Below are 14,474 nucleotides of genomic sequence, written 5' to 3' on the forward strand. Positions count from 1 at the left end.
TTCCTTACACGGCAAGCAGAGGATCGAGCTCGCCGGCCCGATCTAGCGCATAGAGATCATCGCATCCGCCGACATGCTGCTCGCCGATGAAGATCTGGGGGAACGTCGCGCGGCCGTTCGACTTGCCGATCATCTCCTGGCGAAGCTCAGGCGCAAAGGTCGCATCGTGCTCGACGAAATCGACGCCCTTTTCAGACAGCAGCGACTTGGCGCGCACGCAATAACCGCAGGCTTGGCGCGTGTAGATGGTGACGGGTGCCATGAGGACTCCAGACAAATTCAAGTTATCTTTTCGTCATATAGTTTCTGAAAGAGCCCTTGCAAAGGTCAAAACCGTGAGGTCGCCCCCGCCTTGCGCACCACCCTGGCTGCCGACGAGGACGAGCCGCTTGCCCAAGACGTCGCTATCCCGCTCCTTGCCGATGGCGAAAACATCGCGAACATTCTCCTCGCACGCCTTTGCGCGGAGCCCCACCTGCGGGCGGGTGCGCTTGATGCGCAGCAGCGTTGCGCGCAGAAGCGCTTTTCCGCAGTAGGGCCGCTCGATGAAGCGCAGTCTGGACCAGCACGTCGGACAAAGGCCGCTGCCGCAAACCACACATCCCAGGAGATAGACGAGGTCGACCAGCAGCCCGAAGGGGCGCATCAGAGGCAACCCTTTCAGCTGCATGGGCAATCGCAGTCTCCCAAATCCATTGCCCCCTCGTCCCCGTCGGGAAAGACTAGCGCGTTTCGCCTCTGAGGAAAATCGCCTTGCGGCACCGGTCCGGCGGGACTATGCAACGCACCATGGATATCATCTTCGACCAGGCTCGGATCGCGACAAGCCGGCATCGCGCACTTCTCAACCACGACCCGAAGGCGACCTTCCTCCTCGATATCGCCGCAGAAGAACTCGGCGAGCGCCTCGCCGTGGTCGAACGGTCCTTCGAGCACGCAGTCGAACTGCACGGTACCACGGGCGCGGCGGCCCACGCTGCGATCACGACCGGCAAGATCGGACGACTGACGCGGGTCGAGAGCGAACGAGCCTATGCGAAGGCGGACGAGGCCTTTATCGAGGCCGCGCTGGAAGAGGTTCCCCTCGAGCCGCAGTCCGCCAACCTCGTGTTGGCGCCGCTCAGCCTCCACCTGACCAACGATACGCCCGGCGTTTTCATCCAGATCCGCCGCGCCCTCAAGCCAGATGGGCTCTTTCTTGCCGCGATTCCTGGGGCAGGCACGTTGCAGGAGTTGCGCGAAGTGCTGCTGGCGACAGAAATCGAGATGACCGGGGGCGCGAGTCCACGAGTCATCCCTTTCGCCGACGTGCGCGATGTCGGTGGCCTGATGCAGCGCGCTGGCTTCGCCCTGCCCGTAATCGACGCCGAAACCTATACGGTGCGCTACGACTCGATCTTTGCGCTAATGAAGGACTTGCGGGCAATGGGGATGACCAACCCGCTCGTCGCGCGCAGCCGCAAGCCTCTGACACGCGCCTTCTTCCTACGGGCGGCTGAAATCTACGCCGAACGCTATGCCGATCCGGACGGCCGGATCAGAGCAACCTTCTCGATCATCTATGCCTCGGGATGGGCACCGCACGAAAGTCAGCAAAAACCTCTTCGCCCGGGATCGGCGAAGGTCAGGCTCGCGGATGCGCTGAAGGTCGAGGAACACAAGCTGAAGCAGTAGTGTCCGCTTCTCTTAGTTCGGTACGGCAATATGGTTGCTGATGCCGAGAAGCACGTTGGCGAGGTTGCCACTCAGCGCTCCGAATCCAGCGATCATACCGACCGCGACCAGTGCCGCAATCAGGCCGTATTCAATTGCGGTTGCGCCACGGCCGTCTGCCAGAAATGCCCTTACTACTCGCATGCCCACCTCGGCGCTAGAGCGGCAGTCGTCAAGCACGTTGCGGCTGCCGCTGCAGCAACGCCAGTGTCAGCAGCCGACCCCGCTTCCGTAGCCCTGAACCACGCAAACGGAACCTGGCGTCTCCTGAAGGACGCTCCGCCGGATCGTATAGCGCTTGCCGCTCTCGGTCTTCGGAATCGAGCCGGTCGTAATCGTATCGAATTCGGACGGTGCGCTCGCGAAGACGCTCGACTTGGACTTGTCGGCAAGCATCGGCGTCAAGATCAAAGTCAAGGCAACAACAGCCGTGCCAAACAGCAGCGCGATGTTTAGCACTCCCGTTCTGCTCGAGGCAGTCGAGGCCCGTTCTTTCTCTCTCACTGCTTTCCAGAAATCGTCGTCCATGCGTCAAGCCTTCCACACACACGCCAGTTGCTTGATTGAGGCCGATATTTGGCAGAAGGTGTTAAACGATCGATTAATATCCACACCCAAATTGGACGCTTGCCGGATAATAATCAGACGTTTCTAAAGTAGATCCTGCAATATCGGAATGAGCGGTTCGTCGGCAGGCGGCATCGGGTAGTCACGCAGAGCCTGCGGCTTCACCCATTTCAACGCCTGCCCTTCTTTCCCGTGCGCAATTCCTTCATAGCGCCGGCAGACATAGAGCGGCATCAGAAGATGGAACTTCTCGTAGGTGTGGCTCGCGAAGCTCAGCGGCGCCAGACAGGCGACCTTCGTCGTGATCCCGAGCTCCTCGTGAAGCTCTCGCACCAGCGATTCCTCCGGTGTCTCGCCCGGCTCAACCTTACCGCCGGGAAACTCCCAAAGTCCGGCAAGCGACTTTCCCTCGGGACGCTGCGCCAGCAGAATGCGCCCGTCGGAATCGATCAGGGCGCAAGCGGCAACAAGAAGAATGCTTCGGGCAGCCTCGCTCATCGCGACGGCTCCTGTCGCCAATAGGAATAGCGGTAGGCCTCACGGAAGCCGAACCGTTCGTAGAGCGCCAAAGCCGGAGCATTCGTCGCCTTCACCTGCAACCAGGCGGAACGGGCGCTGCGCATCCTGGCCCAGCGCAGGGCGGAGGTCAGGATTTCCATGCCAAGTCCTTCGCGACGACGCTCCTTGGCGACGGAAAGCGACATGATGCCGGCGAGGTCATTGTCCTGAACGCAAAGAACGGTCGCCAGCGGCCCCGTCTGCGCGTCTTCGATCATGAAGAGACCCGATGGTGGCTTGATCGCATTGATGATCTCGGCGAGTGCCGGCTTCAGCTTGGACGACACGCCGTCGGTTGCCAGATTGGCATCCACGAAGCGGCCGATATCGTGCGTCGGCAGGTGGTCAAGCGTATCCGGCAGCTCGGCATGGGCAAGATCGCAGGTCATGACGATCGTCTCGTCGAATGATGCCCACTGCTGCTTCCGGATGAGATCGATCAATACCGGCGAGGCGAGCGGTGTCTGACGCAGGACAGCCGGGCGACCATAGGCTTCGAACTTGCGGCTTGCCTTGGCAAGGCGAATCTCGACATCGCGGTGATCGGAAGGATCGAGCGGCACGATCGAGTTCAGCCGGTTGGACGGGTGACCCGCGGTCAGCCGTACCTGCCAACTGCCGTCATACTGCACGGACGAGGCCGGCCAGGCTCGGAAGCCGACGGCCTCCAGCCTGCGCACGAGCGGCAGATTCGCATTCTTGGGTAATGTTTCAGTCAATGAAAGATCAGCTCCGGTAGTCACCGTTGATGGCGACATACTCCTTTGTAAGGTCGCACGTCCAGACCGTAGCGGTGCCGTTTCCGAGACCAATGTCTACCTTCACAGGAATATCCTGCTTTCTCATCACGTTGGTCGCAGCTTCCTCGGAATAGCCGGCGTCGCGCTCGCCGTTGACGGCAACCCGCACATCGCCGAACCAGATCGCCAGCCGGTCGCGATCAGCCATTTCACCCGACTTTCCGACCGCCATGACGATGCGGCCCCAGTTGGCATCCTCGCCGGCGGCGGCAGTCTTGACGAGCGGCGAATTGGCGATCGAGAGCGCGATCTTCTTGGCCGCGGCGTCGCTTTCGGCGCCGGTCACGGTGATCTCGAGCATCTTGGTTGCGCCTTCGCCGTCACGCACGACCTGCATCGCAAGATCCCTGAGAAGATCGTTAAGCGCAGCACGGAAGGAGGCAAGGCGCCCGTCGTCGGCGCTCTCAATACGGGGCTGGCCGTCTTCGGCGGCCACGCCCGTAGCAAACAGCATCAGCGTGTCGGAAGTCGAGGTGTCGCTGTCGACCGTCATCGAATTGAAGGTCGGATCGACGCCCGCCGACAGGAGCGACTGCAACGCAACCGGAGCGATATCCGCGTCGGTGACGACGAACGAGAGCATGGTCGCCATATCAGGCGCAATCATGCCGGCGCCCTTGGCGATGCCGTTGATCGCCACCTTCACGCCGCCGATCTCGGCGCTGCGGGTCGCAACCTTCGGATAGGTGTCGGTCGTCATGATCGCCTTGGCTGCCTCGAACCAGAAGTCGCCGGTCGCATCCTTGTGCATCTGGTCAAGAACGCCAGAGAATTTCGTCGCGTCCAGCGGTTCGCCGATGACGCCGGTGGAAGCGAGGTAAACTTCGTTCTCGCCGCAGCCGACAGCGGTAGCCGCGGACTTCGCCGTCAGGGCCGTCGCCTCTCGGCCCTTCAGGCCGGTGAATGCATTGGCATTGCCGGAATTGACAACAACGGCGCGTGCGGCGCCATGCGGCAGGTTTGCGCGGCAGAAGTCGACGGGTGCCGACGGGCACTTCGAGCGGGTAAAGACGCCGGCGACTGCGGCCGGCTTGTCGAACACCATCATCAGCACGTCGGTGCGGTTCTTGTACTTGATGCCCGCTGAAGCGGTGGCCATGCGCACACCGCGCAGCGTCGGCATGGATGCATAGGATTTCGGAGCGAGCGGAGAGATGGAACCGGACATGGCGATCGACCTGGTGGCTGGAAGGATTTCCGGGCGAAGTATAAGCCGGCTCGCCCTGCGGAAATACGACAACGATTATAGTGAAGGGCCCGGAAGAACCGGGCCCTGCATTCTAGACTGGATTACTGCTGCGGCTGCGCGGGGGGCTCATCGCCCGGCTGCGGCTGCTTGTTGGCATCCTCATAGCCCTTGCGCAGCGCCTCGTCGGTGATCTCGACCTTGGACTTATCCTTGGCGGCAGCAAGAAGCGCGAGATACTTGTCACGCATGACGAGCTGGCGAACCTGGTCCTTGACCTGATCGAAGGCAGGCGGAGGAGCATCGCGCTTATCCTCGACCAGGATCACGTGGTAACCGAAATCCGTCTTTATAGGGGTCTTGGTGTAGGTGCCCTTGTCAAGTGCGAAGGCAGCCTCTTCGAATTCCTTGACCATGCGGCCCTTGGTGAAATAGCCGAGATCGCCGCCATCGGCCTTGTTCGGATCGGTGGACTTTTCCTTCGCCAAGTCCGCGAAGTTCTTGCCGGCGTCGAGCTGCTTGATGACGTCCTTGGCCTCGTCCTCGGTCTTCACGAGGATATGGCGGGCGTGCACTTCTTCCTGCTTCGGCAGGGCAGCGACTTCCTTGTCGTAGCGCGCCTTGACTTCCTCATCGGTGACCGTATCGACGACATGCTTCTTGAAGTAAGCATTGTGCAGTTCGCGATCAGCGAGGTACTGCATGCGCTTCTTGAATTCGGCGGTCTGGTCGAGCTTTTCGGCAATCGCGTCCTGCGCTAGCAGCTTGACGTCAATGGCGGCGGACAGGGCGGCGACCTTCTTCTGTTCCTCCGGCAACTGCGCGAGCTGCGGGTCGAGATTGGCGACGGCCAGATCGAGATCAGACTGATGAATCTCGACATCGCCGACCTTGGCAACGACGGCATCCGGCTTGTCTTCCGCATAGACCGGCGCCTGAAACGCAACGAAGGTTGCGAACGCCATCACAGCGATTTTGTTGTAGTTCAACATCAAATAACCCTTCACAGTTAAACCCACCGGCTTCAACGTCGTGAATCCAGCCTGAAACAGCCATCAACACCGGAATGTGGCCTTTCTATATCAGCCAAATCCGTTGACATCATTCGACCCCCCTCTTATCTGTCACGCAACCTCGCGTCCAGAAAAGTTTCCTGGCGTTTCGAGACGTGTGCCTGAAATTCGGCCGGGCCACGGATAAGAAAAGCCGGGGAAGAAATATTGAGAAAGGACCAGTCATATGGTCAGCTTTGGCGGTATAGCCCGCAAAATATTTGGCTCTGCCAATGATCGCCGCGTGCGGTCCTTCCAGCCGAACGTCGCAGCCATCAATGCCATCGAAGAAAAGACGAAGGCCTTGAGCGACGAGCAGCTGGCTGCGCAGACGGTCGAGTTCCGAAAGATGCTTGCAGACGGCAAGACGCTGGAAGACATCCTCGTTCCGGCCTTTGCGGTCGTGCGCGAGGCTTCGCGCCGCGTTCTCGGCATGCGACCTTTTGACGTACAGCTGATCGGCGGCATGATCCTCAATGACGGCGCCATCGCCGAGATGAAGACCGGTGAAGGTAAGACGCTCGTCGCCACGCTGCCTGTCTATCTGAACGCACTCGCTGGCAAAGGCGTGCATGTCGTCACCGTCAACGACTACCTCGCCCGCCGCGACGCGGCGACGATGGGCAAGATCTATGGCTTCCTCGGCCTGACCACCGGCGTCATCGTCCACGGTCTTTCGGACGAAGAGCGCGCGGCCGCCTATAATTGCGACATCACCTACGCGACCAACAACGAGCTCGGCTTCGATTATCTGCGCGATAACATGAAGTACGAGAAGAACCAGATGGTCCAGCGCGGCCACAATTTCGCGATCGTCGACGAAGTGGACTCGATCCTCGTCGACGAAGCGCGCACGCCGCTGATCATCTCGGGGCCGCTCGACGACCGCTCCGATCTCTACAACACGATCGACGCCTATATTCCGCTTCTGTCGGAAGGCGACTACGAGATCGACGAGAAGCAGCGCTCGGCCAACTTTTCCGAGGAAGGCACGGAAAAGCTGGAGAACCTGCTGCGTCAGGCCGGCCTGTTGAAGGGCCAGTCGCTCTACGATATCGAAAACGTTGCGATCGTCCATCACGTCAACAACGCGCTCAAGGCCCACAAGCTGTTCCAGCGCGACAAGGACTACATCGTCCGCAACGACGAGATCGTCATCATCGACGAATTTACCGGTCGCATGATGCCGGGCCGCCGTTATTCGGAAGGCCAGCACCAGGCGCTGGAAGCCAAGGAAAAGGTGCAGATCCAGCCGGAAAACCAGACGCTGGCGCAGATCACCTTCCAGAACTATTTCCGCATGTACGCCAAGCTCGCCGGCATGACCGGCACGGCGCAGACGGAAGCTGAAGAATTCGGCAACATTTACGGCCTCGACGTCATCGAGGTGCCGACCAACCTGCCGATCCAGCGCGCCGACGAGGACGACGAGGTCTACCGGACGTTCGAGGAGAAGTACAAGGCGATCATCGCCGAGATCGCAGACGCGCAAAAGCGCGGCCAGCCCGTTCTTGTCGGTACCACCTCGATCGAAAAGTCCGAACTTCTCGCCGACATGTTGCGCAAGCAGGGCTTCAAGGACTTCCAGGTCCTGAACGCCCGCTACCACGAGCAGGAAGCCTATATCGTCGCCCAGGCCGGCGTGCCGGGCGCCGTGACGATCGCCACCAACATGGCAGGCCGCGGTACCGACATCCAGCTCGGCGGCAACCTCGACATGCGTGTCGAGCGTGAACTGGCAGAGGTCGAGCCCGGTCCTGATCGCGATGCGAAGACCGAGGCAATCCGCGAAGAGATCAAGCAGCTCAAGGACAAGGCACTTGCTGCCGGCGGTCTCTACGTCATCGCCACTGAACGCCACGAAAGCCGCCGCATCGACAACCAGTTGCGCGGCCGTTCCGGCCGTCAGGGCGACCCCGGCCGCTCGAAGTTCTACCTGTCGCTTCAGGATGACCTGATGCGCATCTTCGGCTCCGACCGCATGGACGGCATGCTGCAGAAGCTCGGCCTCAAGGAAGGCGAAGCCATCGTCCATCCCTGGATCAACAAGGCTCTGGAGCGCGCACAGAAGAAGGTCGAAGCCCGCAACTTCGACATCCGCAAAAACTTGCTCAAGTACGACGACGTTCTGAACGACCAGCGCAAGGTGATCTTCGAACAGCGCCTCGAGCTGATGGAATCGCCCAATATCTCCGAGACGGTCTCCGACATGCGCCGCGAGGTGATCGAAGACTTGGTCGAGAAGCATATCCCCGAGCGCGCCTATGCTGAACAGTGGGATGCCGCTGGCCTGAAGGAACGGACGGCTGCTCTGCTCAATCTCGATCTGCCGGTCGAGGACTGGGTCAAGGAAGAAGGCATTGGCGAGGACAACATTCGCGAGCGCCTGACGGAGGCTTCAAATGCGGCCTTCACCGAGAAGGCGGAGCGCTTCGGTCCCGATATCATGCACTACGTCGAGCGCTCGATCGTGATGCAGACGCTCGACCACCTGTGGCGCGAGCATATCGTCAACCTCGACCACCTGCGCTCCGTCATTGGTTTCCGTGGCTACGCGCAGCGCGATCCGCTGCAGGAATACAAGTCGGAAGCGTTCGAGCTCTTCACCTCGCTGCTTAACAACCTGCGCGAGGCCGTGACCGCACAGATGATGCGCGTCGAGCTCGTGCAGCAGGCGCCGGCCGAGCCGGAGCCGCCGTTCATGCAGGCGCACCATCTCGATCCGGATACCGGCGAAGACGATTTCGCGCCCGCCTACTTGGCCTCGGAAGTGGTTGTCGCCCCGGAAAACCGCAACCCGGCCGATCCGTCGACCTGGGGCCATGTCGGCCGCAACGAGGCCTGCCCCTGTGGCTCCGGCAAGAAGTTCAAACACTGCCACGGTGCCTTCGCACAGGCTTGAGCCCGCAGTCAATGCATTGAAAATGCCGCCTTCGGGCGGCATTTTCTTTTGTGGATGCCACCCGCCGCGTTAATTCCCTGCCGCTTGCTACAACCGTTTCTTAACGCTGTTCTGGCAAGACTTCCGCTACGATTTGCCTGAAGAGTTTTGCGTGTTTGTGATGGCGGTCATTGAGACGGCGGAAAAGATGCTGCCTGCGGGTCTGCGCCCGGCGGGGAGTCGTATGCTGCGCACGCTGGCTGCCTCCTTGACCGCGCGCGGCGAGAAGGCAGCCGCCCAGCGCATGGCGCTGACCGCCTTCTTTATCCGCATTGTCAGCGCCGCCGTCGCCCTTCTGTCGCAGATTGTTCTGGCGCGACTGATGGGCGAATACGAGTATGGGATCTTCGTATTCGTCTGGGTGCTGATCGTCCTCTTCGGCGATCTTTCCTGCCTCGGCTTCCACACCGCCATCGTCCGTTTCCTGCCGCAATACAAGGCAGCAGGCGCTCTTGAGAAGATCCGCGGGCTGACGGGCACCGCCCGCATCTTCGGATTGCTCTCCGGCACTGCCGCCCTCGCCATCGGCATGATCGCCCTGCATGTTTTCAGCGACAGGATCGAGAACTACTACATCATTCCAATCTTCCTCGGTCTCATTGCCATGCCGATGATTGCCCTCGGCGATATTCTGGAAGGCACGTCACGCGCCAACCACTGGCCGGTCATGGCGCTGAGCCCCGCCTACATCGTCCGGCCGGTTCTCATCATCCTCTTCATGCTGACTGCGATCGGCCTCGGCGCGCCGCAGACGGCGGTGACCGCCATGCAGGCCGCGCTTGCCGCCACCTATGTCACCGCCGTCGGGCAGTATGTCGCAACTCTCCTGCGGTTGCGCCGCCATTACCAGGAAGGTCCGCGCGAGGTCGATTTTCTCGGTTGGCTCGGCGTTGCCTTCCCAATCTTCCTCATCGAGGGCGTCAGCTTCCTCCTGACCAATTCCGACGTCGTCGTGGTCGGCATCTTCCTCGAACCGCACGACATCGCCATCTACTTTGCCGCCGCCAAGACGATGGCGCTCGTCCACTTCATCAATTTTTCGGTGAAGGCGGCATCCGGTCCGCGCTTCTCAAGCCTCATCGCCGAGGGGACACGCCAGCAGCTCGCTGTTGCTGCGGTCGACGCCGCCAGGTGGACCTTCTGGCCTGCGCTTGCCATCGGGCTTGCCGTTCTCGCCGCCGGTCACTTGCTGCTTTCCCTGTTTGGCGGCGCTTTCACGGCCGGCTATCTCGTCATGGTGATCCTGCTGGCGGGCATTCTCGCCAAGGCGCTGGTCGGACCGGCGGAAACGCTGCTGATGATGGCCGGCAAGCAGAACATCTGCGTTCTGCTCTATGCCGGAGCGCTGATCGCGAATATCAGCCTCAACGTGCTCCTCATTCCCGGACTGGGCATCAAGGGCGCCGCCATCGCCACGGCCTCGGCCATGGGCGTTGAAGCCATCCTCCTGCATTTTGCCGTCCGACGCGCGCTTGGCATCGCGCTCTTCGCATTTGCCACGCCTCCCGCGGCCAAGACAGATATGGAAGTCCGATAGAATGGTGCGCAATCCAACAGCTACCGAAACGACCGATCTCACGACGAACCGCATGGTCCACGAACTTGCCGCGCTCGATTTCGAGACGCCGCAGGCAGATGCGCGCGTCGCGGTTGGCCGTCCCGGGCGTGAGCTCTGCGTCTATTCCGGGAAGCTGGGCTACGAGCTGCAGGAAGAGCTCGACTTCCTGTCCAATCGCGCCATCGAGCCCAATGTCTTCTTCACGGGACGATTCCTCGCGCCCGCCATGCCGCGGCTAGACGACAGACAAGTCAACTTTGTCCTGTTGCGAGACCAGAGCGAAACTCGCAGCCGGATGCGCTTCCTGTTGCCGTTTTCCGTGGAAAAGCCGGGCTTCGCGGTCGGTCCCTCGATCGTGCGTGTCTGGTCGAACAGCTTCGCACCACTTGGCACGCCACTGATCGATGCCGAGGATGCAGGCGAGACGCTGGACAATCTCTATGACGGCCTGACCCATCGCGATCTGCGCTTGCCGCCGATCCTCGTGCTGCCGGACGTCAGGCTGAACGGCATCTTTGCGCGCATGGCAAGGGCAGTCGCCATCAGCCGCAACCTGCCGATCACCATAGCGAATCCCTATCAGCGTGCCATGCTGCAGAGCGACGAGGACGCGGCCACTTATCTGCGCAAAGCGATTTCTTCATCTCATATGCGCGAGATGCGCAGGCAATGGCGTCTGCTCGAGGAGCAGGGCACAGTGGTCTACAGCGTCGCCCGCCAGCCCCGTGACATCCACATGCGCTTCGAGGAATTCCTCGCGCTTGAAGCAGGCGGCTGGAAGGGCAAGAAGCGCAGCGCTCTGGTGACCGACCGCTACCACACCGCCTTTGCCCGCGAGGCCGTTTCCAATCTCGCCGCAGTCGATGCCGTGCGTATCCACACGATCGATTTGAACGGCAAGGCGATCGCGTCGATGGTGGTCTTGATGATGGGCAGCGAGGCCTATACTTGGAAGACGGCCTACGACGAAGCCTATGCGCGCTATTCGCCAGGCAAGCTGCTGATGGGCGAGTTAACGGAATGGCACCTTGACGACGCCAACATCGTGCGCTCCGATTCCTGCGCTATTCCGGATCACCCGATGATCAACCGCTTCTGGCAGGAGCGGGAGGACATGGGTACCATGGTGATCGGGCTTCACCACAACGGTGACCGCGACGTTCGCCAGGTGGCCGCCCAGCTTCACATGTACAGCAGCACCCGCAACGTTGCGAAGATGCTGCGGCAGAAGATCATGTCGCTTGCCCGGCGCGGCAAGTCTCCTCAGTAGTCACGCCAAACGGTCTCAGCCGGCGCTGGCGCGCTCGCGAAGTATGCGGCGGATCACCTTGCCTGTCGTCGTTAGCGGCAGTTCCGGGACGAATTCCACCTCGCGCGGATATTCGTGCATGGAGAGCCGCATTTTTACCCACTCGCTGATATCGGAGGCCAATCGATCGCTTGGCTCGTAGCCGGGCGCCAGCACGACATAGGCCTTGACGATCTCGGTGCGCACGGGATCGAGCTTGCCGACGGCGGCGGCAAGCTGCACGGCGGGATGGCCGATCAGACAATCCTCGATTTCCGCCGGCCCGATGCGATAGCCTGAGGAGGTGATGACGTCGTCATCCCGCCCGAAGAAGGTGACGTAGCCCTCCGTATCCTGGCGCCCGATATCGCCCGTCAGCAGCCAATCGCCGGCAAACTTCCGCTCTGTCGCCGCAGCGTCGTTCCAATAGCCGAGAAACATCACCGGATCCGGCCGACGGATGGCGATCTGTCCGGTTTCGCCAACCGGCAACTCTTGACCCGTTTCGCTGACAATCGCGACGCGATGTCCAGGCACCGGCCGGCCGATCGCGCCGGGACGGCTGACACCGATTGCGGCATTCGACGAGAGCACGAAATTGCACTCCGTCTGGCCATAGAACTCGTTGACGGTAATCCCGAGCGTCCGCTTGACCCATTCCTGTGTTTCCGCGCCGAGCGACTCGCCTGCCGAGCCTATCGTGCGCAGCACGAGGTCGTACTTCGAGCGTGGATCAGGCACCGACTTCAGGAGCCGCAATGCCGTCGGCGGGATGAAACCGTTGCGCACCCTCATCTCGGCCATAATGCGATAGGCCATGTCGGCATCGAACTTCTGAGCCGGCGACGAAACGACGGGGACGCCGAGCAGTAGGCTGGGCAGGAGCGCATTCAGCAAGCCGCCGGCCCAGGCCCAGTCGGATGGCGTCCAGACCTTGTCTCCCGGCTGCGGGAAGCTCTCATGGGCGAATTGCATCCCCGGTATGTGCCCGGCCAGCACCTGGTGGCCGTGCAGGGCCCCCTTCGGCGGACCTGTCGTTCCCGACGTGAAGATCATCAATGCCGGATCATGTGGCGCGGTCTTCGCAACCTCGAAGATTGGCGGATGGCCTCCCACGAGCGCCGCGAAGGATCGTGCGCCGGGTCCATCGCCGTCAACGTTGACGACCTCGGCCAAATCAGGCAGCCGTTCCCGGATCTGGCTGATGCGCTCGAGTCCGAACGCATTGGTGATAACGGTGGAAGCACCCGCCGTCCGCAGCCGGTACTCCAAGGCTTCGACGCCGAAGAGCAACGCCAGCGGCAGCGCGATCGCGCCCATCTTGTAGATCGCCACATGCGCGACGACCGTCTCGAAGGACTGCGGCAGGAGCAGCGCGACCCGATCGCCCTTCTTCAACCCCAGCGACACCAGCGCATTGGCGAGCGATGACGATCGATCCGCCAGCTCCCGGTAGGTCATGGAAAGGTGGTTACCGTCAGGGCTGAAATGCTCGAGGCAGACCCGCTCCGGCGCCCGCTCGGCCCAGTCGTCGCTGACCGCACGGCCGATATTGAAATCGTGCGGTTCGTCCCACGCAAAATCGCGGTAAAGGTCTTCGTAGCGATCGCGCTGCGGCAGTCTCATCGGCGGAAATCCAGTCAAATGCTGCAGCAGCTAACACCCGGAACCCGGTCTACGCAAGCGCGAGACCTGCCGGACGCCTTTGGATCGGTCACAAAACTTTTGTGTGAGTGGCCGACACTTTCGCGCTTGCCGCGCTAGATCAAAGGACGCGCTGGGTAGCGACTCGATGTTTGGAGCAATTTCATGGACTACGTCAAATTTGGCGGTACCGGGCTGGAAGTGTCGAAAATCTGCCTGGGCTGCATGACCTTCGGTGAGCCTGGCCGCGGCAATCACAGCTGGACGCTCGGCGAGGAAGACAGCCGCGCGCTGATCAGGCAGGCGCTCGACCTCGGCATCAACTTTGTCGACACCGCCAACACCTACTCCGATGGTTCCTCGGAGGAGATTGTCGGGCGGGCGATAAGGGACTTTTCCAAGCGGGACGACATCGTGCTCGCGACCAAAGTCTTCAACCGCATGCGTCCCGGTCCGAACGGTGCCGGCCTCTCGCGCAAGGCGATCTTCGACGAGATCGACAACAGCTTGCGTCGCCTCGGCACCGACTATGTTGACCTCTATCAGATCCACCGTTTCGACTATACGACGCCGATCGAGGAAACGCTGGAAGCGCTGCATGACGTCGTGAAGGCAGGCAAGGCGCGCTATATCGGCGCTTCCTCCATGTATGCCTGGCAGTTCGCCAAGATGCTCTACACCTCGCGCACCAACGGCTGGACGCCCTTCGTCAGCATGCAGGATCATCTGAACCTGCTCTATCGCGAGGAGGAGCGCGAAATGCTGCCCTTCTGCCAGGATCAGAAGATCGCGGTGATCCCCTGGAGCCCGCTCGCCCGTGGCCGGCTGACGCGCGCCTGGGATGAGAAGACCGTGCGCAGCGAAACGGATGAATTCGGCAAGACGCTCTACAAGCAGGCGGAAGACGCCGACCGCGCCATCATCGGCATCGTGGGCAAGCTGGCCGACAAGCATGGCGTCTCCCGCGCCCAGATCGCCACGGCCTGGATCCTGCAGAAAGGCGCGGTGACGGCGCCGATCATCGGCGCGTCGAAGGCCAATCATCTGGCAGACGCGGTTGCCGCCTTGTCTGTCAAGCTGACGCCGGAGGATGTTGTGGCCCTGGAGGAACCCTACGTTCCCCACCGGGTCGAAGGTTTCAAATAACGAGGTCATTTTTGAGAACAC

Annotated in this window: 14 protein-coding genes; 5 read left to right on the plus strand and 9 right to left on the minus strand. The window is 61.3% G+C overall.

Annotation, left to right across the window (positions count from 1 at the left end):
- Nucleotides 1-4 precede the first annotated feature (4 nt).
- Together grxC and ACSQ9D_RS16695 are read right to left on the minus strand one after the other, a co-directional pair.
- Complete coding sequence (grxC, locus tag ACSQ9D_RS16690; RefSeq protein ID WP_436283120.1) at nucleotides 5-262, minus strand: glutaredoxin 3; 258 nt, start codon at nucleotides 260-262, stop codon at nucleotides 5-7.
- 33 nt (nucleotides 263-295) lie between these two features.
- The gene (locus ACSQ9D_RS16695; protein WP_436283856.1) at nucleotides 296-670 is read right to left on the minus strand and encodes a hypothetical protein; all 375 of its coding nucleotides are present in this window, start codon (nucleotides 668-670) and stop codon (nucleotides 296-298) included.
- A 119-nt stretch (nucleotides 671-789) separates the two neighbouring features.
- Between ACSQ9D_RS16695 and ACSQ9D_RS16700 the strand changes: the two genes are divergently transcribed.
- The gene (locus ACSQ9D_RS16700; RefSeq protein ID WP_436283857.1) at nucleotides 790-1,674 is read left to right on the plus strand and encodes a methyltransferase domain-containing protein; all 885 of its coding nucleotides are present in this window, start codon (nucleotides 790-792) and stop codon (nucleotides 1,672-1,674) included.
- A 12-nt stretch (nucleotides 1,675-1,686) separates the two neighbouring features.
- Here the strand turns inward: ACSQ9D_RS16700 and ACSQ9D_RS16705 are convergent, their stop codons facing one another.
- The 6 genes from ACSQ9D_RS16705 to ACSQ9D_RS16730 all read right to left on the minus strand — a co-directional run bounded on the left by ACSQ9D_RS16705 (nucleotide 1,687) and on the right by ACSQ9D_RS16730 (nucleotide 5,816).
- A complete protein-coding gene (locus ACSQ9D_RS16705; protein ID WP_436283121.1) occupies nucleotides 1,687-1,857 on the minus strand; it encodes a Flp family type IVb pilin in 171 nt (56 codons plus the stop codon).
- A 66-nt stretch (nucleotides 1,858-1,923) separates the two neighbouring features.
- Complete coding sequence (locus ACSQ9D_RS16710) at nucleotides 1,924-2,241, minus strand: hypothetical protein (RefSeq protein ID WP_436283122.1); 318 nt, start codon at nucleotides 2,239-2,241, stop codon at nucleotides 1,924-1,926.
- Nucleotides 2,242-2,364: 123 nt separating this feature from the next.
- A complete protein-coding gene (mutT, locus tag ACSQ9D_RS16715) occupies nucleotides 2,365-2,778 on the minus strand; it encodes an 8-oxo-dGTP diphosphatase MutT (RefSeq protein ID WP_037122175.1) in 414 nt (137 codons plus the stop codon).
- The gene (locus tag ACSQ9D_RS16720; RefSeq protein ID WP_436283123.1) at nucleotides 2,775-3,596 is read right to left on the minus strand and encodes a GNAT family N-acetyltransferase; all 822 of its coding nucleotides are present in this window, start codon (nucleotides 3,594-3,596) and stop codon (nucleotides 2,775-2,777) included. The genes mutT and ACSQ9D_RS16720 overlap by 4 nt, the downstream gene beginning before the upstream one ends.
- Entirely contained in the window at nucleotides 3,565-4,806 is a 1,242-nt protein-coding gene (gene argJ, locus ACSQ9D_RS16725) for a bifunctional glutamate N-acetyltransferase/amino-acid acetyltransferase ArgJ (protein WP_436283124.1), read from the minus strand. Before argJ ends, ACSQ9D_RS16720 begins: the two co-directional genes overlap by 32 nt.
- 122 nt (nucleotides 4,807-4,928) lie before the next feature.
- Entirely contained in the window at nucleotides 4,929-5,816 is an 888-nt protein-coding gene (locus tag ACSQ9D_RS16730; RefSeq protein WP_436283125.1) for a peptidylprolyl isomerase, read from the minus strand.
- 247 nt (nucleotides 5,817-6,063) lie between these two features.
- On the opposite strand from ACSQ9D_RS16730, the gene secA reads away from it, so the two are divergent.
- The 3 genes from secA (at nucleotide 6,064) to ACSQ9D_RS16745 (ending at nucleotide 11,645) form a co-directional block, all read left to right on the plus strand.
- A complete protein-coding gene (gene secA / locus ACSQ9D_RS16735; RefSeq protein ID WP_436283126.1) occupies nucleotides 6,064-8,778 on the plus strand; it encodes a preprotein translocase subunit SecA in 2,715 nt (904 codons plus the stop codon).
- A gap of 160 nt (nucleotides 8,779-8,938) precedes the next feature.
- Complete coding sequence (locus tag ACSQ9D_RS16740; RefSeq protein ID WP_436283858.1) at nucleotides 8,939-10,354, plus strand: lipopolysaccharide biosynthesis protein; 1,416 nt, start codon at nucleotides 8,939-8,941, stop codon at nucleotides 10,352-10,354.
- 1 nt (nucleotide 10,355) lies between these two features.
- Entirely contained in the window at nucleotides 10,356-11,645 is a 1,290-nt protein-coding gene (locus ACSQ9D_RS16745) for a GNAT family N-acetyltransferase (RefSeq protein WP_436283127.1), read from the plus strand.
- A 15-nt stretch (nucleotides 11,646-11,660) separates the two neighbouring features.
- Here the strand turns inward: ACSQ9D_RS16745 and ACSQ9D_RS16750 are convergent, their stop codons facing one another.
- Nucleotides 11,661-13,289, minus strand: a complete 1,629-nt coding sequence (locus ACSQ9D_RS16750; protein ID WP_436283128.1) for an AMP-binding protein — start codon at nucleotides 13,287-13,289, stop codon at nucleotides 11,661-11,663.
- 183 nt (nucleotides 13,290-13,472) lie between these two features.
- Between ACSQ9D_RS16750 and ACSQ9D_RS16755 the strand changes: the two genes are divergently transcribed.
- A complete protein-coding gene (locus ACSQ9D_RS16755) occupies nucleotides 13,473-14,453 on the plus strand; it encodes an aldo/keto reductase (protein WP_436283129.1) in 981 nt (326 codons plus the stop codon).
- Nucleotides 14,454-14,474: the final 21 nt, after the last annotated feature.

This window comes from Rhizobium sp. LjRoot258 (assembly GCF_964254185.1).
Classification (GTDB): domain Bacteria; phylum Pseudomonadota; class Alphaproteobacteria; order Rhizobiales; family Rhizobiaceae; genus Rhizobium.